Genomic DNA, 20576 nt, shown 5'->3' on the forward strand with positions numbered 1-20576 from the left:
GGCGCTGTGAGCTGTCCGGCGGGGCCGGGAGATGCGGATTCTCACTCCCCAAGTTCAACAATGTGTTGAAGAAGTCAGGAGGGGTGACGGGTCGACGGCCGGGAGAGGCCCCCCGCGCGCCGGTGTGGGTTTCGTATGAGTCATAATGCTTGTGAATGTGAACGCGTTCACAAGCGGGTCCCGAATCTCCAGGAATGTGATGGGCGTACGGGGCAAACTGCCGGGACGCACACGATGTACCAGGCCGATGTGACCACGCCGACGTAAAGGAGAGACGACGTGGACCTAGCTCTGGCGCCAGAGACCCTGGCGCGCTGGCAGTTCGGCATCACCACCGTCTACCACTTCCTCTTCGTCCCCCTGACCATCTCGCTGGCCGCGCTCACGGCGGGACTGCAGACGGCGTGGGTCCGTACGGAGAACGAGAAGTACCTCAAGGCCACCAAGTTCTGGGGCAAGCTCTTCCTGATCAACATCGCGATGGGCGTGGTCACCGGCATCGTGCAGGAGTTCCAGTTCGGTATGAACTGGTCGGACTACTCGCGTTTCGTCGGCGACGTGTTCGGGGCCCCGCTCGCCTTCGAGGCGCTGATCGCCTTCTTCTTCGAGTCCACCTTCATCGGCCTCTGGATCTTCGGCTGGGACAAGCTCCCGAAGAGGATCCATCTCGCCTGCATCTGGATGGTCTCCATCGGCACCATCCTCTCCGCGTACTTCATCCTGGCGGCCAACTCCTGGATGCAGCACCCGGTCGGCTACCGGATCAACAAGGAGAACGGCCGGGCCGAGCTCACCGACTTCTGGATCGTGCTGACCCAGAACACCACGCTCACCCAGGTCTTCCACACCCTGTCCGCGGCCTTCCTCGTGGGCGGCGCCTTCATGGCCGGCATCGCGGCCTTCCACCTCGTGCGCAAGAAGCACGTCCCGGTGATGAAGAGCTCGCTGCGGCTGGGGCTGGTCACCGTGGCCGTCGCGGGTCTGCTGACCGCCGTCAGCGGTGACTCCCTCGGCAAGGTCATGTACGAGCAGCAGCCGATGAAGATGGCCGCCGCCGAGGCGCTCTGGGAGGGCGAGCAGCCGGCGCCGTTCTCCGTCTTCGCCTACGGGGACGTGGACAAGGGGCACAACAAGGTCGCGATCGAGATACCCGGCCTGCTGTCCTTCCTGGCTCACAGCGACTTCACGTCGCACGTGCCCGGGATCAACGACACCAACGACGCCTTGCAGGAGAAGTACGGGCCCGGCGACTACCGGCCCAACATCGCTGTGGCGTACTGGGGCTTCCGCTGGATGATCGGCTTCGGCATGACGTCCTTCGCCATCGGTCTGGCCGGACTCTGGCTGACGCGCAAGAAGTTCCTGCTGCCGTCGGCGCTGCGGGTCGGTGAGGACGAGGTGCCGCATGTGGTGCTCTTCAGGAAGCCGCTCGGCCCGAAGCTCACCAAGCTGTACTGGCTGACCGCGATCTGGACGCTCGGCTTCCCGCTGATCGCGAGCTCCTGGGGCTGGATCTTCACCGAGATGGGGCGGCAGCCCTGGGTCGTGTACGGCGTGCTCCGCACCCGTGACGCGGTCTCCCCCGGTGTCTCCCAGGCCGAGGTGCTCACCTCGATGATCGTCTTCACGGCGCTCTACGCGGTGCTCGCCGTGATCGAGGTCAAGCTGCTCGTGAAGTACGTCAAGGCCGGGCCTCCCGAGCTCACCGAGTCCGACCTCAATCCGCCCACCAGGATCGGCGGCGACGACCGTGACGCCGACCGGCCTATGGCCTTCTCCTACTGAGACCGAGGACTGGGAGCTGAGGCATGGAACTCCACGACGTCTGGTTCGTGATCATCGCCGTCCTGTGGACCGGCTACTTCTTCCTCGAGGGCTTCGACTTCGGGGTCGGCATTCTGACGAAGCTGCTCGCCCGCAACCGGGTCGAGAAGCGCGTCCTCATCAACACGATCGGTCCCGTCTGGGACGGGAACGAGGTGTGGCTTCTCTCGGCGGGCGGGGCGACGTTCGCCGCCTTCCCCGAGTGGTACGCCACGCTCTTCTCGGGCTTCTATCTGCCGCTGCTGCTCATCCTGGTGTGTCTGATCGTGCGTGGCGTGGCTTTCGAGTACCGCGCGAAGCGGCCGGAGGAGAGCTGGCAGCGCAACTGGGAGGCGGCGATCTTCTGGACCTCGCTGGTGCCGGCCGTGCTGTGGGGTGTGGCCTTCGGGAACATCGTGCACGGCGTGAAGATCGACGCGGAGAAGGAGTATGTCGGCACCTTCGGCGATCTGCTGAATCCGTACGCGATTCTCGGCGGACTGGTGACACTGTTCCTGTTCACCTTCCACGGGACGGTGTTTGCCGCGCTGAAGACGGTCGGGGACATCCGCGAGCGGGCGCGGAAACTGGCGCTGACCCTGGGGCTGATCACGGCCGTGCTGGCGCTCGGCTTCCTGAGCTGGACCCAGGTGGACAAGGGCGACGGGACCAGCCTGGTCGCCATGATCATCGCGGTGGTGGCACTGGTCGGCGCCATCGGTGCGAATCAGATGGGGCGTGAGGGGTGGTCGTTCGCGCTGTCAGGGGTGACGATCGCGGCCGCTGTCGCGATGCTCTTCCTGACGCTCTTCCCGAACGTCATGCCGTCGTCGCTCAATGAGGAGTGGAGCCTGACGGTGACCAACGCCTCGTCGAGTCCGTACACATTGAAGATCATGACGTGGTGTGCGGGGGTCGCGACGCCCCTGGTGCTGCTGTACCAGGGATGGACGTACTGGGTGTTCCGGAAGCGGATCGGGACGCAGCACATCGCTGATCCGCACTGAGTTCTCCGGGTTCGCTGTGCTCGCGCTCCGAGCCCTTTCTCCACGCCCGCTCTCCGTGTCCGCCGACCTGCCGTCATGAAGTAGGGGATGTTTCACGTGAAACCCGTCGACCCGCGTCTGCTCCGGTACGCCAGGGCCACCCGCTTCTTCATGGCGGCCGTGGTGGTCCTCGGCCTTGCCGGGGCGGCGCTGGTCGTCGCCCAGGCGATGCTGATCGCCGAAGCGGTGGTGGGGGCGTTCCAACGCGGGCAGGACGCCTCCGGGCTGTGGACTCCGCTCGCGCTGCTGGCCGTGGTTGCGATGGGGCGAGGGCTCGTCTCATGGCTGACCGAGTTGGCGGCGCACCGGGCGAGTGCGGCGGTGAAGAGCGAGCTGCGGATGCGGCTGCTGGAGCGGGCGGCGGCCCTCGGGCCGGGATGGCTGAGCGGTCAGCGCACCGGGTCGCTCGTCGCGCTGGCCACGCGTGGAGTGGACGCTCTCGACGACTACTTCGCGCGGTATCTGCCGCAACTGGGGCTCGCCGTGGTGGTTCCGGTGGCGGTGCTGGCACGGATCGTCACCGAGGACTGGGTGTCGGCGGCGGTCATCGTCGTGACCCTGCCGCTCATTCCGATCTTCATGGTGCTGATCGGCTGGGCCACGGAAGCCCGGATGAATCGTCAGTGGAAGCTGCTGTCGCGGCTGTCCGGGCACTTCCTGGACGTGGTCGCAGGGCTGCCGACGCTGAAGGTGTTCGGGCGGGCGAAGGCGCAGGCCGAGTCGATCCGGAGGATCACCACCGACTACCGGCGGGCGACGCTGAAGACGCTTCGGATCGCGTTTCTGTCGTCGTTCGCGCTGGAGTTGCTGTCGACGCTGTCGGTGGCGCTGGTGGCCGTGGGTATCGGTATGCGGCTCGTCCACGGCGAGCTCGACCTCTACACCGGGCTGGTGGTGCTGATCCTCGCGCCGGAGGCCTATCTGCCGCTCCGTCAGGTCGGGGCGCAGTACCACGCGGCGGCGGAGGGGCTCTCGGCGGCGGAGGAGATCTTCGCGGTGCTGGAGAGCCCTGTCCCTGGTGGGGGTACGGGAGCGCCGGACTCCGTGGGACTGGAGCTCTCTGGGGTGACGGTCCGCCGTGCGGGGCGGAGCGAGCCGTCACTGGATTCGGCGTCGCTGGTCGTGGAGCCCGGCGAGTTGGTGGCCCTGGTGGGGCCGAGCGGGGTCGGGAAGTCGACGCTGCTGGACGTGGTGCTCGGGTTCGTTCCGCCCGACGAGGGCCGGGTGCGGGTGGGCGGCGCGGACCTTGCGACTCTGGACCTGGAGCGCTGGCGGGAATCGATCGCGTGGGTGCCGCAGCGGCCGTACCTCTTCGCGGGAACGATTGCCGAGAATGTGCGGCTCGCGCGGCCGGGCGCAGACGACGCCGAGGTCAACGCGGCGCTGCGGGACGCGGGTGCGTACGGCTTCGTGGCCGCGCTGCCGCAGGGGGTGGAGACCGTCCTCGGCGAGGACGGCGCAGGGCTGTCGGCGGGGCAGCGGCAACGGCTCGCGCTGGCCCGCGCCTTCCTCGCCGACCGGCCGCTGCTGCTCCTCGACGAGCCGACGGCCGCGCTGGACGGCGAGACCGAGGCAGGGATCGTGGAGGCGGTCCGGCGGCTGGCGGACGGGCGGACGGTGCTGTTGGTCGTCCACAGGCCCGCACTGCTGGATCTCGCGGACCGGGTGGTGGAGCTCCGCCCCGCGAGCGCGACGGGTGCCGGGGCGGTAGGCGCCCTCGCCACCTCCGCGCTCCCGCATCCTTCTCCTGCGCCTGCGGGGGAGGGTCTCGCCGATGGGCCGACCGCGGCTGAGGCTGTACGCCCCGACGGCCGCGAGGCCGCAGGGGCCGAGACGCCGCCACAGGCGCAGCGGGGCGGGGTGCTGGCCCGGGCGCGGGGGATGGCCGGAGGGCTGCGGGGGCAGCTCGTTCTGGCCCTGGTGCTCGGGAGTCTGGCGCTCGGGTCGGCCGTGGGCCTCATGGCCGTGTCCGGATGGCTCATCTCTCGGGCGTCGGAGCAGCCGCCCGTGCTGTACCTGATGGTGGCGGTGACGGCGACGCGGGCGTTCGGGATCGGGCGGGCCGTGTTCCGCTACGCGGAGCGGCTGGTGTCGCACGACGCCGTGCTGTCGATGCTGGCCGATCTGCGGGTCGGGGTCTACCGGCGGCTGGAGCGGATCGCGCCTGCCGGGCTGCGCCGGGCTCGGCGCGGCGATCTGCTGTCGCGGCTCGTCGCCGACGTCGACGCTCTGCAGGACTACTGGCTGCGGTGGCTGCTGCCCGCGGGCGTCGCGGTCGTGGTCGGGGCCGGGGCCGTCGGGTTCACGGCGTGGCTGCTCCCGGAGGCCGGTGCCGTGCTGGCCGTGGGGCTGCTCGTCGCCGGGGTGGCCGTGCCGATGGTCAGCGGGGCCTGTGCACGGCGGGCCGAGCGCAGGCTCGCGCCCGCGCGCGGCGTGCTGGCGACACGGGTCGTCGATCTGCTCCGCGGTACGGCCGAGCTGACCGTCGCCGGGGCGCTGAAGGGCCGGATCGCCGCGGTACGGGAGGCCGACCGCACCCTCACCCGGATCGCCTCGCGTGCCGCCTCCGCCACCGCGCTGGGCGGCGGACTCTCCGCAGTGGCCTGCGGGCTCACTGTCGCGTTCGCCGCGTACGCGGGCGTCATGGCCGTGCACGCGGGCCGGATCGAGGGCGTCGAGCTCGCCGTGGTCGTACTGACCCCGCTCGCCGCGTTCGAGGCGGTCACCGGGCTTCCGCTCGCCGTGCAGTACCGCCAGCGGGTCAAGCGGAGTGCCGAGCGGGTCTTCGAGGTGCTCGACGCCCCGGCGCCGGTGCACGAGCCCCTCGAGCCGGCAGCCGCACCCGAGTCGCCGTTCCCGCTGGAGGTCCGCGGACTCGCGGCCCGGCACGCGGGCCAGGAGCGCGACGCCCTCACCGGCTTCGACCTGAGTCTGACCGCAGGCAGGCGGATCGCGGTCGTCGGCGCCTCCGGCTCCGGGAAGACCACCCTCGCCCACGTGCTGCTGCGCTTCCTGGACGCACGGGAAGGCACGTACACCCTCGGCGGAACGGACGCGGCCACGCTGGACGGGGACACGGTCCGGCGGTTCGTCGGGCTCTGCGCCCAGGACGCCCACATCTTCGACAGCACCATCCGTGAGAACCTCCGACTCGCCCGTACCGAAGCCTCCGAGGAGGAACTGCGCGCGGCTCTCGCCGGTGCCCGGCTGCTGGAGTGGGCCGACAGCCTTCCCGACGGCCTGGACACTCTCGTCGGCGAGCACGGCGCCCAGCTCTCCGGCGGTCAGCGCCAGCGCCTCGCCCTCGCCCGCGCGCTCCTCGCCGACTTCCCCGTGCTCCTCCTCGACGAACCGGCCGAGCACCTCGACCTCGCCACGGCGGACGCGCTCACCGCGGATCTGCTTGCGGCGACACAGGGACGTACGACGCTGCTGATCACCCACCGGCTGCGAGGTCTCGACGCGGTGGACGAGGTGATCGTCCTGGACGACGGCCGGCCCGTACAGCGCGGCCCGTACGCGCGTCTGGCCGAGACGGAGGGGCCGCTGCGCCAGACGCTGGAGCGCGAACGCGCCGGTGACCTGCTGGAGAGCCGGCTCCGGGAACCGACTTTTCATGCCAAATAGGGCTTACTAGTCTCAAGAGCATGACAGCCCCGGAGAAGAAGGAGCCGAAGGGTCCCGAGGAACCCTCGGGCCCGATCGAAGCCGCCACGCAGGCAACCCGCAGCCTCCAGGGCCTGTCCACCGAGCTCACCGTCCGTGTCCCCCAGCTGCTCGAAGCGATGCGCTCCATCGGCACGGGCCTGGAGCTGCGCTCCACTCTCGACCGGATCTGCGCCACCGCAGCGGAGCTCGGGGACGCCCGCTACGCCGCCATCGGCGTCGTCGACGAGGAGGGCAGGGGCCTGTCCGACTTCGTCACGTACGGCGTTCCCGAGGACGTGGCACGGCGGATCGGGCACCCGCCCGACGGGCAGAAGGGGCTCCTCGGCGCGCTGACGCACCAGCCCGAGTCCATACGGCTCACCGATCTGACGAAGGACCCGCGCTGCTCGGGATTCCCGCCGGACCATCCGCCGATGCGGACGTTCCTCGGGGTACCGATCCGGGTCCAGGGCGAGATCTTCGGCAATCTCTATCTGGCGGAGAAGCGTGGCGGGGGCGAGTTCACCGACGACGACGTCCATATGCTTCGGGTCCTCGCGACCGAGGCGGGCATAGCGATCGGCAACGCCCGGCTGTACGAGGCGGCGCGGCAGCGCGAGCGGTGGATCGACGGCTCGGTCGCCGTCACCACCGCTCTGCTCGCCGGCGGTGACGCGGACGACGCGCTCGCCGTCGTCGCGGAGCAGGCGCGCAAACTCGCCGACGCGGCGGCCGGGATCGTGCTGCTTCCGGCCGGCGAAGGCGGCCTGGAGATCGTCGCCGTCTCGTCGTCGCAGCCCTCCGTTCGTCTCGGCGCGGTCGCGCCCGCCGAGAGTCCGGCCGTTGCGTCGCTCCTCGCCGGTGAGGCGGTGTTCGTCGCGGACGCCGCCACCGATCCGCGCATCGTCACCCGGCTGGTGAGCGACTACGGGCCGGTCATGCTCCTGCCCCTGCACAGCGGCGGCAGGGTGCTCGGCGCGCTGGCCACCCCGAGGGCGCGTGGTGCACGCCAGTTCACCGAGACCGAGCGCACGCTGGCCACCCAGTTCGCCTCGCAGGCCGCGGTGGCGCTGATGATGGCCGAGGCGCAGCGGGACCGGGAGCGGCTCGCCGTGTACGAGGACCGCGACCGTATCGCCCGAGACCTCCACGACCTCGTGATCCAGCGGCTGTTCGCCACCGGGATGATGCTGGAGAGCGCGCAGCGGCAGTCGCTCGCGCCCGCCGTGCAGGAAGGCGTCGGCAAGGCGGTCGACGAACTGGACGTGACCATCCAGGAGATCCGCACGGCCATCTTCGCGCTGCAGCAGGGTCCGGCGGAAGCGCCGTCCGGGCTGCGTACACGCGTGTTGAGGGAGATCAACATGGCGGCCGTGCCGCTGGGGTTCAAGCCCTCGCACCGCTTCGTCGGGCCGGTCGACTCGATGGTCGGGGAGCTGACGGGCAAGAACCTGATCGCGGCGTTGCGGGAGGCGCTGTCCAACGTGTTCCGCCACGCCGAGGCGACCCGTATCGAGGTCGTCGTCGACGCGACCGTACGACTGGGGGACGCTTCCGGCGGGGCCACCCGCGAGAGTGACGGATCCGGCGAGGGTACTGGCCTGAGTGACAGGGACAGTGACGGCGGCTCAGGCGCACGGGGCGTGCGCCTTTCGGTCGCCGACGACGGTGTCGGTATTCCCCAGGGCGGGCGGCGCAGCGGGCTGCGCAACCTCCGACGGCGTGCCGAGTCGCTCGGCGGATCGAGCTGGTGCGAGGCGGGAATCGCGGAGGACGGCGGTGGTACGACAGTGATCTGGGAGGCGCCGCTCGAGCCGCGCGGGGTGGCGGCCGGGGGCCGCGATCAGCTGGAAGCCTGACGGACTCCCAGGCCCTGGGGGAACTGGTCCGGTTGGCCGTACGTCACCATCTATATGTGGCACATGGGGCAAATCGGATGTGACGATCCGAGCATGGGTCACCAACACCGCGACTGGCAACGGAATCTGATCGTGTCGTTGCTGTGCCTGCTGCCGGCCCTTGCCGCGCCACCGGCCGCCGCCAACGACGGGCCCACGGCGAGTGCCGAAGTGGCGCGGCTGTTCGAGGAGGCGGCGAAGGCCACCCAGTCGTATCAGCGCGGCCTGCACGCCGCGGAGATCGAACGGGCCCGCACCGAGCGGCTCCAGTGGCGGCTGGCCGAGCACCGCCGTGAACTCTCCGACATACACGACAAGATCGGCGAGGTCGCCCGCGCCCAGTACCGCACCGGCGGCAACCTCGCGCTCACCGCGAGGCTGCTGCTCGCCGACGAGCCAGAAGTCATGATGCGCGGATGGGAGCTGGCCTGGAAGGCGGAGCTGGCGGTGAACCGGCTGCTCGGCCAGGCCAAGGAGGCGGAGCGCCGGGCGAGTCAGGCCGAAGAGCGGGCCCGCGCCGCCTTGCTCGACCTCGAAGCACGCACCGAGCGGCTGGCATGGCTCAAGCAGTCCATCGAGACCAAGCTGGAGTCGGCGCAGTGGACGCTCCAGGGTGAGGCCAACCGCAGCGCGGCGGCCGGTCAGTGCGCCGGAGCGGTACGGCTCGACGAGCCGCCGTTGCCGGACGGGCCGAACTGGGTGGCACCCGTGGAGGACTACGCGCTGTCGGCCGGATTCGACAGCGCGGGTGAACGCTGGGCACGCCGGCACACCGGGCAGGACTTCGCCGTCCCCATCGGTACGCCGGTGCGGTCGGTCGGCGCGGGCCGGGTGGTCTCCGTGTCCTGCGGCGGCGGTTTCGGCATCCAGGTCGTCGTCGAGCACGACAACGGCTGGTACTCGCAGTACGCGCACCTCGCCGCGGTCACCGTCGACCAGGGGGACTGGGTGCGAACCGGCCAGTGGGTCGGGCAGGCGGGCACCACCGGGAACTCGACCGGGCCCCATCTGCACTTCGAGGTGCGGCTGACGCCGTATCTCGGGTCCGGGGTGGATCCGGTGCCCTGGCTGCGCGAACGCGGGGTCTGGCTGTAGCGGGCCGGCCCGGGCCCTGGCGCGGTCCGGCCCGGCCCGGGCCCGGCGTGGCCCCGGTCCGGCCCGGCCCGGGCCCGGCGTGGCCTACGCGAGGCGCGCCGCCAGGATCTGCTCGATGACGACCGCGACGCCGTCCTCGTTGTTCGCGACGGTCCGCCCGGAGGCGGCGGTGATCACATCGGGGTGGGCGTTGCCCATCGCGTAGGAGGTGCCGGCCCAGGTCAGCATCTCCACGTCGTTGGGCATGTCCCCGAACGCGACGACCTCGTCCGACGAGATCCCGCGCTGCGCACAGCACAGCGCGAGCGTGGAGGCCTTGGACACGCCCAGGCCGCTGATCTCCAGCAGCGCGGTCGGGCTGGAGCGGGTGAACGAGGCCAGATGGCCCGCGGCCGTACGGGCCAGGGCGAGGAACCCGTCGGGGGTCAGCTCCGCGTGGTGGGCGAGGAGCTTGAGCACGGGCGCGTCGGAGTCCGGGCCCTCCTCGTGGAGCAGCTTCTCGGCGGTGGCGACGGTGGCGCCAGGGTCGAGATGGAACGGCGGGTAGTCGGGCTCGTAGTGGATGCCCGTGCTCAGCTCGACCGCGAACGACGTGCCGGGCGCGGCGTCGCGCAGCGTCCTGACCACATCGAGCGCGGTCTTCCGCTCCAGCGGACGTGCCTGGAGCAGCTTGCCGCCGTCGTGGAGATCGACGACTGCGGCGCCGTTGGCGCAGATCGCCAGGCCGTGACCGTGGACATGATCGCTGACGACGTCCATCCACCGGGCCGGGCGCCCGGTGACGAAGAAGACCTCGATGCCGGCCTCCTCGGCGGCCGCGAGCGCCGCGACGGTGCGGTCCGAGACGGACTTGTCGTCGCGGAGCAGGGTGCCGTCGAGATCGGTGGCGATCAGCCGGACGGTGGCGGGGAGCGGGAGAGGATCGTTAGCTGAGGTCACAGAGGCATTCTCCCGTACCTGCCGCACGGGCGTGCGAGCGGGCGCACATCCGCATGCGCCTCCGGCTGCCCGTGCTCAGCCCAGCTGCGCCAGGCTCTCGGTCGCGATCCGCTCGAAGACTTCCTGGTCCGCCGCGAAGACCGAGTCCGCGACGGGCCAGTGGACGACGATCTCGGTGAAGCCGAGCTCCGCGTGCCGGCCGGCGAAGTCGACGAAGGCGTCGAGGGAGTCCAGCGGACGGCCCTGCCGGGGAGCGGAGACGGCCGGATTGAACTCCGGCGTGAAGCCGGTGAGGAGGATCTTGTCGAGCTCGGCCGTGTCCCGGCCGGCCTCGGCGCAGGCCTTGCCCAGCTTGGTGAGCTGCCCGGCGACGGCCTCGACCGACTGCTCCGGGGTGCCGGTCTCGTACAGCTTCGGGTCGCCCGTCGTCACCCACGCCTGCCCGTACTGCGCGGCGAGCTTCAGCCCGCGCGGGCCGGTGGCGGCGACGGCGAAGGGCAGCCGCGGGCGCTGGACGCAGCCGGGGACGTTCCGTGCCTCGGACGCGGAGTAGAAGCGGCCCTCGTACGTGGTCCCGGCCGGCTCGCGGAGCAGCCTGTCCAGCAGCGGTACGAACTCACCGAACCGGTCCGCGCGCTCGCGCGGGGTCCAGGGCTCCTCGTCGCTCCTCAGCAGCGTCGTCGCGTCGAAGCCGTTGCCGCCGGCGCCGATGCCGAGGGTGATGCGGCCGCCGGAGATGTCGTCGAGGGTGATCAGTTCCTTGGCGAGGGTGACCGGGTGCCGGAAGTTCGGCGAGGTCACGAGCGTGCCGAGGCGCAGCCGGTCCGTGGCCGCGGCGGCGGCGGTCAGCGTGGGGACGGCACCGAACCACGGCCCGTCGCGGAAGGTCCGCCAGGCGAGGTGGTCGTACGTGTACGCGGCGTGAAAACCGAGCTCCTCGGCCCGCTGCCAGAGCGCCCGGCCTCGCTCGTTCCAGCGATGCACGGGAAGGATCACGGTGCTGAGGCGCAGAGGAGACGTCATGTCCTCCAGCGTACGGGGGGCCTGTCGGTGCCCTGTCCAGCCGCAGAAAGGGCGTGAACCGGCTGGGACGACTCCGGGAAGTCCTGGGGGAACCGCAGGTCAGCCGGGGAAGCGCAGGAACTGCGCGGGGACCCCGTCCGTGAGCCAGACACCGTTGGCGCTGACATGGAACACATGGCCGGCGCGGTGCATCGCGCCCGCGTCCACCGAGAGGACGACCGGGCGGCCGCGGCGGGCGCCGACGCGGGTCGCGGTCTCGCGGTCCGGTGAGAGATGGACATGGTGGCGGGCCATGGGGCGCAGGCCCTCCGTGCGGATGGCGTCCAGGCTGCGGGCGACCGTGCCGTGGTACAGGTACGCGGGCGGCTCGGCGACCGGCAGGTCGAGGTCGACCGTGACGGTGTGGCCCTGATTGGCCCGGATCCGGGCGCCGTCGATCGTGAAGCGACGCTTGTCGTTGACGGCGACGACGTGGTCCAGCTCGGCACGGGTGAAGCGGAAGCCGTGTGCGGCCGCAGCCCGCATGAGCGCGTCGATCGCGACCCAGCCGTTCGCGTCCAGGGTGATGCCGATCCGCTCGGGCTGATGTCTCAGATGCTTCGAGAGGTACTTCGACACCTTGACGGTGCGCTTGTCGTCCATTCCGTCCATGTGATCTTCGCCGTGTTCGTCCATGTCGTTTTTGTCCATGCCCCAGAGTGCCCGTGGCGTCGGCTCGGCGCCACGCGGTTTTCATCCGGACGAAAGTGATCCACATGTTTGATCCACAGCCAAGTCCGTTATCCACAAATAGAATTGGCGAACCTGTGGACAACCTCCCTGTCCCTCACTGTATTTGTTCAACATCGCTCCTTTGCTTCGCACTTGGTGCGAGTGCGTCCAATATCCGTGCCTGGAGCTCCCTTTCGGTCGCCGCCGTGATGAACGTCTCGGCGTTCTCCTGGCCAACCAGCCGGTGCACGGCACGGATCGTGGCCGCCGGCAGTGCCACCGGACGTGGCTCGTCGCCGCGCTCGAGCGGCCCCTCCGTGCCCAGGTGATGCTGCAGGTGTCTGGTCGCGAACAGCTGCATCGCCCGGGCGAGTTCGGCATCGACCGTCTGTTGCGCGAGCGGTCTCAGCCGCCGCACCATGGCCGCTGCCTCAGCCGCGTCCGCATCCGTCGGCGGCCGATGGCCGAGGTAGCGGGCGAAGACATGCTCGGTGGTGAACTCCAGGAAACGGGAAGCTATGTGCTCGACCTGCCCACGAAGTTCCCTCAGATGAACGGAGATTGCCAGCAGGGGAACGCCCGCTGCGTACAACTCGGCCGCCACCGCGAGCTCCTGGGGACTCGGAACCAGGAACTCGTCGTCACGGCCCGGGATGCGCTCCAGCACGCCGAGCTCCACCGCCTCGGCGATGGCCTCCTCGTCCGGCTTCCCGCCGAAGGTCTCGTCCAGCTCCGCGCGGGTGATCCGGTCCGCCTCCTCGTCCGTCCAGGGCCCCTGGACCTCGGCGACCAGCCCGAGCACCCCGCCGAGCCCGCGCCCCGCGTCCCAGGCCTCCAGCAGCTCCTTGATGGACGCCAGCGTGTACCCCCGGTCGAGGAGGTCGGCGATCTGCCGCAGCCGGGCCAGATGGGCGTCCCCGTACACATTGGCACGGCCACGCCGCTCCGGCCTGGGCAGCAGTCCGCGGTCCTGGTAGGCGCGGATCGTGCGGACCGTGGCCCCGCTGTGATGGGCCAGGTCCTCGATCCGGTACTCGGCTGCCGACTCCCCGGACACGATCACTCCCTACTGCCCCATGGCGGCGCGTCCCACGGCTTCCGCTGCCGCCCGGCCCGCCGGCGGCACGTCGAGAAACTCGACCGCCTGGCGCAGCGACCCTTCCTGCGAGGGATGGTACGACCGCCGGACGTATCGAGGTGTCGCGGCGGCCGATACCGGGTGATTGCCTGGGAGGGGACTGGTGGTCGGCTCGTCCGGGATCCTGCAGCGGAGTTGCGCGCCAGTCGAACGACACCCTTCGCGGCGTGATCGCATGGTGGCCGCTCACAGCGGTGGCTCCATCCGCGCTATCGCCCGCAGGGCCCTGGGGGTGAAGCGGGACAAGAGGTGCGCACCGCGGGCCTCCGGGGTCACGGGCACCACCGCCTGGTTCTTCACCACCGCGCGCAGGATCGCGTCGGCGACCTTCTCCGGCGGATAGTTGCGCAGCCCGTACAGCCGGGACGACTTCTTCTGCCGGCGCTCCTGCTCCTCGTCGGAGACTCCGGCGAAGCGCGCGGTCGCCGTGATGCTCGTGTTCACGATCCCCGGGCAGATCGCGGAGACCCCGATCCCCTGCTCGGCCAGCTCCGCCCGCAGGCATTCGCTGAGCATCAGCACCGCGGCCTTCGACGTCGAGTACGCGGGGAGAGCCCTGGAGGGCTGATACGCGGCGGCCGATGCGGTGTTGACGATGTGACCGCCCTGGCCGCGCTCGGCCATCTGCCTGCCGAAGATCCGGCAGCCGTGGATGACACCCCACAGATTGACGTCGAGGACCCTGCGCCAGTCCTCGCTCGTGGTGTCGAGGAACGAGCCCGAGAGGCCGATCCCCGCATTGTTGACCAGCACGTCCACGATCCCGTACTCGGCGGCGACCTTCCCTGCGAGCTTCTCCATCGCCCCCTCGTCGCCGACGTCCACCGACTCGCCCCAGGCCGCGGGAGCGCCGATCAGCCGCGCCAGCTCCGCGGTCCTGGCCGCCCCCTCCGCGTCAAGGTCCACGGCGACGATCCGCGCCCCCGCCTCGGCGAAGGCGAAGGCCGTGGCCCGCCCGATGCCGCTGGCCGCACCCGTCACCAGCACCAGCTGACCGCCGAAGCGCTCCGCGTACCGACCGGTCGCCGCACTCGCGGGGGCCGGTCTGCCGTCCTCGGACGCCGTCACGAACTCCGTGATCCATGCGGCCAGCTGGTCCGGGCGGGTGCGCGGGACCCAGTGCTTGGCCGGCAGCGTCCGACGCACCAGCTGGGGCGCCCACCGGCCCAGGTCGTCATAGAGCCGCTCCGACAGGAAGGCGTCGCCGGTCGGGGTGATCAGCTGGACCGGCGCATGGGCGTAGGCGTCGGAGCGGGGGCGGCGCAGCCGGGCGCGCACATTGTCGCGGTAGAGCCAGGCGCCGTGTGCCGCGTCGGACGGCAGCGACGCGGTCGGGTAGTCACTTCCGGGCACCTTCTCGAGTCGCTGGAGGATCCTCGGCCACTGCTTGCCGAGCGGTCCGCGCCAGGCCAGCTCGGGCAGCACCGGCGTGTGCAGCATGTACACGTACCAGGACTTGGCGCCCTGGCCGAGGAGCTGACCGACGCGGCGCGGGGTGGGCCGGGTCATGCGCTGCTTGATCCAGTGTCCGAAGTGGTCGAGCGACGGCCCGGACATCGAGGTGAACGAGGCGATGCGGCCCTCGGTCCGCTTCACCGTGACGAACTCCCAGGACTGCACGGACCCCCAGTCGTGACCGACCAGATGCACCGGCCGGTCCGGGCTGACCGCGTCCGCGACCGCCAGGAAGTCGTCCGTCAACTTCTCCAGGGTGAACCCGCCGCGCAGCGGCACCGGCGCGGTGGAGCGGCCGTGCCCCCGGACGTCGTACAGCACGACGTGGAAACGCTCGGCCAGCCGGGCCGCGACCTCGGACCACACCTCCTTGCTGTCCGGATATCCGTGCACCAGGATCACCGTCGGCTGTGTCTCGTCACCGAGCTCCGCGACGCAGAGTTTGATTCCGCCCGTACGCACCCATCGCTCGCGCGCGCCCTGCAACGCCATCACTGACCCTCCACCCTTGATCTCCCCGGGAGCCTTCGGCCCGGGGGCGCTCCCATCTCCGCCCGAGCGGCGCAGCCATCGCTGCTGTCCGCGGCCCGGCGACCTCGCGCTTCGTCGCTCATGAATCCGCCCAGCGCCGCACGTGCGGCAGATCGTCGTCCAGCCAGAATGCGCTCTGCTCCGGGTCCCTGGAGTCGGTGACGACCAGGATCTCCTCGAACTTGGCGCCCGTACCCCTGAAACCGAGGTGCGGCTCGACCGCCCAGAGCCCCGGCCGGGGCGGGTGGGCGGAGAACTTGTACGGCGACCACAGAGGGGACCAGCCGTCCCGGTGGCCGTGCAGGGCATCGCTCACGAGCCCCTTCAGCGACTGTGTGCCGAACCCGAAGAGCGTCGGGGACCAGGAGCGCTGCTTGACCCGGTCGACCTTGTGGGCGATGACGCCGAACGGATACGCGCGATGCCGGTTGGCATACCCCTGCCGGACCATCAGGCGGTCCACGTCCTCGTAGATCTCGCGCAGCGAGCGGCGCTCGCGCACCTCGCGCAGGATCAGCTCGCGGTGTGCCCGGAGGTCGGCGAGCAGCTTGTCGTGCACGGGATGGGGGCCCAGGCAGCCCGAATATCCGACATCGGCCGTGAAGCCCCTGTGGACCGGAGCCATGTCGAGGATGAAGGGCATCCCCGCCTCCAGCTTGCGGTCGGTGGGGAAGAACTGCAGCGGTGTCCGGAAGCCGACGAACGCCGTGCGGTCCCCGAACCAGGCGAAGGGCAGATGGAACCAGTCGCGCACGCCCCGCTCACGCAGCCACTCCCGCTGCATCCGCGCCGCACCGCGCTCGGTCACACCGGGCTTGAGCTGCGCGGCGACCGCTTCCGCGCACTCGTACGCCAGGCGTTGCACATCCCGGAACCCCCGCAGCTCCGCCTCGCGCTCCGTCTTCACTGCTGACGTCATGCCGGCCATGCCACCGTCCGTCCCTCGTCCTGTGCGGTACGTGGTCGTAACTTGACATTGATGAATGTGACAATGCCCGGCGGCTGCGTCAAGAGTCGTGCACGAGCCTGTGGACAACCCCCGGGCCGAGTCCTCCTCCGGCCTTGCCCCCCTACGGGTCCGTACGACTGGAGTCGGATGCGGAACCAGCCGTCAGGGTTGACGCCGCCTGTGGTGTGCGCCACTACCTTCGAACCGTGACTGTGATCGTGACCGAAAGCCTGAGCAAGCGGTTCCCCCGGGTGACCGCGCTTGACCGGCTCTCCTTGGACATCGGGCCCGGCGTGACCGGACTCGTGGGCGCCAACGGAGCCGGCAAGTCCACACTGATCAAGATCCTGCTGGGTCTGTCCCCCGCCACGGAAGGCCGGGCCGAGGTCCTCGGCCTGGACGTCGCCACCGCCGGCGCCGCCATCCGCGAGCGCGTCGGCTACATGCCCGAGCACGACTGCCTGCCGCCCGATGTCTCGGCCACCGAGTTCGTCGTCCACATGGCGCGCATGTCCGGACTCCCCCCGACCGCGGCGCGCGAACGCACCGCCGACACGCTGCGCCACGTCGGCCTCTACGAGGAGCGGTACCGCCCCATCGGCGGCTACTCCACCGGCATGAAACAGCGCGTCAAGCTCGCGCAGGCACTCGTCCACGACCCGCAGCTGGTGCTCCTCGACGAGCCGACCAACGGCCTCGACCCGGTCGGCCGCGACGAGATGCTCGGGCTGATCCGCCGCGTGTACACCGACTTCGGCATCTCGGTCCTGGTCACCTCCCATCTGCTCGGCGAGCTCGAGCGCACCTGCGACCACGTGGTGGTCGTGGACGGCGGCACGCTGCTGCGCTCCAGCTCCACCAGCGACTTCACCCAGATCACGACCACCCTCGCGGTCGAGGTCACCGACTCCGACACCCACCCCGACGGGACGGCGGCACTCCGTGAGGCCCTCACGGCCGCCGGCATCACGCTGCACGCGGGCGTCGAGGAAGGGCTGCCGGGAGCCGGCCACATCCTCCTGCTGGAGGCGACCGGCGAGGAGACCTACGACACCGTCCGTGACACCGTCGCCGCCCTCGGCCTCGGTCTCGTACGGATGGAACAGCGCCGCCACCACATCGCGGAGGTCTTCCGGCCCCAGCAGGCGGAAGGCGCACAGCCCCTGGAGGTGCCGGCCCGATGAGCACGCAGCCTGTCGAGACCACTCGTATCCACAACATCGGATACCGCAACTACGAGGGATCCCGCCTCGGCCGGTCCTACGCCCGCCGCTCGCTCTACTCGCAGTCGCTGCGCGGCGCGTACGGACTGGGCCGCAGCGCCAAGTCCAAGGTACTGCCGATGATCCTGTTCGCGGTGATGTGCGTGCCCGCGGCGATCATCGTCGCCGTCGCGGTCGCCACCAAGATGAAGGACCTGCCGCTCGACTACACGCGCTACGCGATCGTCACGCAGGCCGTGATCGGCCTCTTCCTGGCCGCCCAGGCCCCGCAGTCGGTCTCCCGGGACCTGCGCTTCAAGACCGTGCCCCTGTACTTCTCGCGGCCCATCGAGCGCATCGACTACGTCCTCGCCAAGTACGGGGCCATGGCCTCGGCGCTGTTCGTCCTCACCGCCGCACCGGTGCTGATCCTCTACATCGGCTCGCTGCTGGCGAAGATGGACTTCTCCGACCAGACCAAGGGATTCGCACAGGGACTCGTCTCGGTGGCACTCCTCTCGCTGCTCTTCGGCGGCCTCGGCCTCGTCATGGCCGCGCTCACCCCGCGCCGCGGCTTCGGCGTCGCCGCCGTCATCGCCACCCTGACCATCACCTACGGGGCGGTCTCCACGGTCCAGGCGATCGCACTCGAGACCGGATCCGGCAGCGCGGTGCAGTGGCTCGGACTCTTCTCGCCCATCACGCTCATCGACGGTGTGCAGACGGCCTTCCTCGGCGCGACCTCCTCCTTCCCCGGCGGACAGGGACCGGACACCGGTGCCGGCACGGTCTATCTGCTGGTCGTCCTCGCACTCGTCCTCGGCTCCTACGCCGTGCTGATGCGCCGCTACCGAAAGGTCGGGCTGTGACCACCATCAACATCGACCACACCTCGCGCTGGTTCGGGAACGTGGTCGCCGTCAACGACGTGACCATGACCATCGGCCCGGGTGTCACCGGACTCCTCGGCCCCAACGGGGCCGGCAAGTCCACGCTCATCAACATGATGGGTGGTTTTCTCGCCCCCTCCACGGGCAGCGTCACCCTCGACGGGCAGCCGATCTGGCGCAACGAAGCGGTGTACCGGCAGATCGGCGTCGTGCCCGAGCGCGAGGCGATGTACGACTTCCTGACGGGACAGGAATTCGTCGTCGCCAACGCCGAACTCCACGGACTCGGCGCCAAGGCCGCCCAGCGCGCGCTGGCCACCGTGGAGATGGAGTACGCGCAGGACCGCAAGATCGCGACGTACAGCAAGGGAATGCGCCAGCGCGTCAAGATGGCGTCCGCGCTCGTCCACGAGCCGAGCGTGCTGCTTCTCGACGAGCCCTTCAACGGCATGGACCCGCGCCAGCGGATGCAGCTGATGGAGCTCCTGCGGCGGATGGGCGCCGAGGGCCGCACGGTCCTGTTCTCCTCCCACATCCTGGAGGAGGTCGAGCAACTCGCCTCGCACATCGAGGTGATCGTGGCGGGACGGCACGCGGCGAGCGGCGACTTCCGCAGGATCCGCAGGCTGATGACGGACCGGCCGCACCGGTATCTCATCCGGTCCAGCGACGACCGGGCGCTGGCCGCCGCACTGATCGCCGACCCGTCGACGGCCGGCATCGAAGTGGATCTGCAGGAAGGCGCGTTGCGGATCCAGGCGGTCGACTTCGGGCGGTTCACCGAACTGCTGCCGAAGGTCGCCCGCGAGCACTCCATCCGCCTCCTGACTGTCTCGCCATCGGACGAATCCCTCGAGTCGGTCTTCTCGTACCTCGTAGCGGCCTGAAAGGAGCCATCGACGTGTACAACCCAACAGTCGCCCGGCTCACCTACCGGGCCCTCCTCGGCCGGCGCCGGGCCGCGGTCCTCTTCATCCTCCCGGGGCTGCTCCTGCTCATCGCGGCCTCGGTGCGCGCGTTCAACGGGGTGGACGACCAGATCGCCGCCGACGTGCTCGGCGGTTTCGCCATCGCGACCATGGTGCCCCTGATCGGTGTCATCGCCGGTACGGGCGCGATCGGGCCGGAGATCGACGACGGCTCGATCGTCTACCTGCTCGCCAAGCCGGTGAAGCGGCCGACGATCATCATCACCAAGCTCATCGTGGCGATCGCCGTGACGATGGCCTTCTCCGCGATCCCCACGCTGGTGGCCGGACTGATCCTGAACGGGAACGGTCAGCAGATCGCCACGGCCTACACGGTCGCGGCACTGGTCGCGTCGATCGCGTACAGCGCGCTGTTCCTGCTGCTCGGCACCGTCAGCCGGCACGCGGTCGTGATCGGGCTGGTCTACGCGCTCGTCTGGGAGACCCTCTTCGGCAGCCTGGTGCCGGGAGCGCGCACGCTCAGCGTGCAGCAGTGGTCGCTGGCGCTCGCCGAGAAGATCGGCGGCGAGGGAATGATCGCCTCGGACGTCGGGCTGCCGCTCGCGGTGGCGCTGCTGGCCGGCGTGACGGTGCTGGCCACCGGCTACGCGGGACAGAAGCTGCGGACGCTCAAGCTGGCCGGGGAGGAGTAGCGGGCCCCCGGGGGCTCTCGCCCCGGTCGGCCGGCGGGCCGGGCCCCGGGGCACTCCCGGCCCGGCCCGTCGTCGTTCTCACGCCCGCTTGACGGGCCGGCCGGGACACTGGAAGCAGGAGGTCGAAGGTGGAGGAGGAGACGCCATGGCCGCCGAGCCGGAACGGGATCCGGAGCCCGGGGCGGAGTCCTGGGACGAACTCGTCCTCGACGAGGACTTCATACGGTCCGCCGAGACCGCCGAGCCGTCCGCGCGGGCCCGGATGCTCGCCGCCCGCTGGCGGAAGTCCGCGCCCGAGCCGCAGCCGTGGCGCTTCGACGAGCCGCCGGCGGGGTGGTTCTGGAGCAGGGCGCGCAGGCGGTGGCGTTGGCGGCGCCGGAGCTGACGACCGAAGGCGCCGCGCCCGATATTCAGTGGCGCGGAACTGCCGGGACGGGCACAGTAATCGAGACAGTGTCGCGCATATGTGCGACGACGTTTCGAGACCGGGGAGGGGCACGGCGATGACCGGGAGTACGAGTCCGTCGAGCTCCCAGCAGGGCAGCGCGCGGCAGGCTTCGGAGTAATCATCGGACTCCGTCGAGCCGTCGGCGGACAGCTGCCCGGGCGGCCGCTTCGAGCGCGCAC

General features: G+C 70.4%; 16 protein-coding genes and 1 pseudogene. 10 read left to right on the top strand and 7 right to left on the bottom strand.

The features are described from left to right. The first annotated feature begins 279 nt into the window (after window positions 1-279). The 5 genes from ABT078_RS23025 (at window position 280) to ABT078_RS23045 (ending at window position 9490) form a co-directional block, all read left to right on the top strand. Window positions 280-1785: a cytochrome ubiquinol oxidase subunit I gene (locus tag ABT078_RS23025; protein ID WP_351230618.1), complete on the top strand. Its 1506-nt coding sequence runs from the start codon at window positions 280-282 to the stop codon at window positions 1783-1785. Between the two features lie 23 nt (window positions 1786-1808). Next, entirely contained in the window at window positions 1809-2810 is a 1002-nt protein-coding gene (cydB, locus tag ABT078_RS23030) for a cytochrome d ubiquinol oxidase subunit II (protein WP_351230620.1), read from the top strand. A 96-nt stretch (window positions 2811-2906) separates the two neighbouring features. Further along, window positions 2907-6476, top strand: a complete 3570-nt coding sequence (gene cydD / locus ABT078_RS23035; RefSeq protein WP_351230622.1) for a thiol reductant ABC exporter subunit CydD — start codon at window positions 2907-2909, stop codon at window positions 6474-6476. Window positions 6477-6496: 20 nt separating this feature from the next. Next, window positions 6497-8356: a sensor histidine kinase gene (locus tag ABT078_RS23040; protein WP_351230624.1), complete on the top strand. Its 1860-nt coding sequence runs from the start codon at window positions 6497-6499 to the stop codon at window positions 8354-8356. Window positions 8357-8449: 93 nt separating this feature from the next. Further along, window positions 8450-9490 (top strand): M23 family metallopeptidase, encoded by a 1041-nt coding sequence (locus tag ABT078_RS23045; RefSeq protein ID WP_351230626.1) that lies wholly within the window; start codon window positions 8450-8452, stop codon window positions 9488-9490. Window positions 9491-9574: 84 nt separating this feature from the next. Here ABT078_RS23045 and ABT078_RS23050 read toward each other — a convergent pair whose 3' ends face one another. From ABT078_RS23050 to ABT078_RS23080, 7 genes and pseudogenes are all read right to left on the bottom strand, one after another. Beyond that, a complete protein-coding gene (locus ABT078_RS23050) occupies window positions 9575-10429 on the bottom strand; it encodes a Cof-type HAD-IIB family hydrolase (protein ID WP_351230628.1) in 855 nt (284 codons plus the stop codon). 75 nt (window positions 10430-10504) lie between these two features. Next, window positions 10505-11452 (bottom strand): LLM class flavin-dependent oxidoreductase, encoded by a 948-nt coding sequence (locus tag ABT078_RS23055; protein ID WP_351230630.1) that lies wholly within the window; start codon window positions 11450-11452, stop codon window positions 10505-10507. 99 nt (window positions 11453-11551) lie between these two features. Further along, a complete protein-coding gene (locus ABT078_RS23060) occupies window positions 11552-12094 on the bottom strand; it encodes an RNA 2'-phosphotransferase (RefSeq protein WP_351230714.1) in 543 nt (180 codons plus the stop codon). 184 nt (window positions 12095-12278) lie between these two features. Next, window positions 12279-13220 (bottom strand): MerR family transcriptional regulator, encoded by a 942-nt coding sequence (locus ABT078_RS23065; RefSeq protein WP_351230632.1) that lies wholly within the window; start codon window positions 13218-13220, stop codon window positions 12279-12281. 9 nt (window positions 13221-13229) lie between these two features. Then, window positions 13230-13370, bottom strand: a pseudogene (locus tag ABT078_RS23070) (metal-dependent hydrolase); the annotation flags it as partial. Window positions 13371-13487: 117 nt separating this feature from the next. Next, on the bottom strand, window positions 13488-15248 hold the full coding sequence (locus ABT078_RS23075) for an SDR family oxidoreductase (RefSeq protein WP_351230634.1): 1761 nt from the start codon (window positions 15246-15248) through the stop codon (window positions 13488-13490). 118 nt (window positions 15249-15366) lie between these two features. Beyond that, window positions 15367-16206 (bottom strand): M24 family metallopeptidase, encoded by an 840-nt coding sequence (locus ABT078_RS23080; protein WP_351230636.1) that lies wholly within the window; start codon window positions 16204-16206, stop codon window positions 15367-15369. Window positions 16207-16448: 242 nt separating this feature from the next. Here ABT078_RS23080 and ABT078_RS23085 point away from each other — a divergent pair, with 242 nt between their 5' ends. The 5 genes from ABT078_RS23085 to ABT078_RS23105 all read left to right on the top strand — a co-directional run bounded on the left by ABT078_RS23085 (window position 16449) and on the right by ABT078_RS23105 (window position 20334). After that, entirely contained in the window at window positions 16449-17420 is a 972-nt protein-coding gene (locus ABT078_RS23085; RefSeq protein ID WP_351230716.1) for an ABC transporter ATP-binding protein, read from the top strand. Beyond that, on the top strand, window positions 17417-18307 hold the full coding sequence (locus tag ABT078_RS23090) for an ABC transporter permease (RefSeq protein ID WP_351230638.1): 891 nt from the start codon (window positions 17417-17419) through the stop codon (window positions 18305-18307). The genes ABT078_RS23085 and ABT078_RS23090 overlap by 4 nt, the downstream gene beginning before the upstream one ends. Further along, a complete protein-coding gene (locus ABT078_RS23095; RefSeq protein WP_351230640.1) occupies window positions 18304-19215 on the top strand; it encodes an ABC transporter ATP-binding protein in 912 nt (303 codons plus the stop codon). Before ABT078_RS23090 ends, ABT078_RS23095 begins: the two co-directional genes overlap by 4 nt. A gap of 14 nt (window positions 19216-19229) precedes the next feature. Then, window positions 19230-19949, top strand: coding sequence for an ABC transporter permease subunit (locus ABT078_RS23100; protein WP_351230642.1), 720 nt, complete (start codon window positions 19230-19232; stop codon window positions 19947-19949). 145 nt (window positions 19950-20094) lie between these two features. Then, window positions 20095-20334, top strand: coding sequence for an SGM_3592 family protein (locus ABT078_RS23105; protein WP_351230644.1), 240 nt, complete (start codon window positions 20095-20097; stop codon window positions 20332-20334). Window positions 20335-20576: the final 242 nt, after the last annotated feature.

Origin of the sequence: Streptomyces sp. NPDC002133 (genome assembly GCF_040296405.1) — a bacterium.
Classification (GTDB): Bacteria; Actinomycetota; Actinomycetes; order Streptomycetales; family Streptomycetaceae; genus Streptomyces.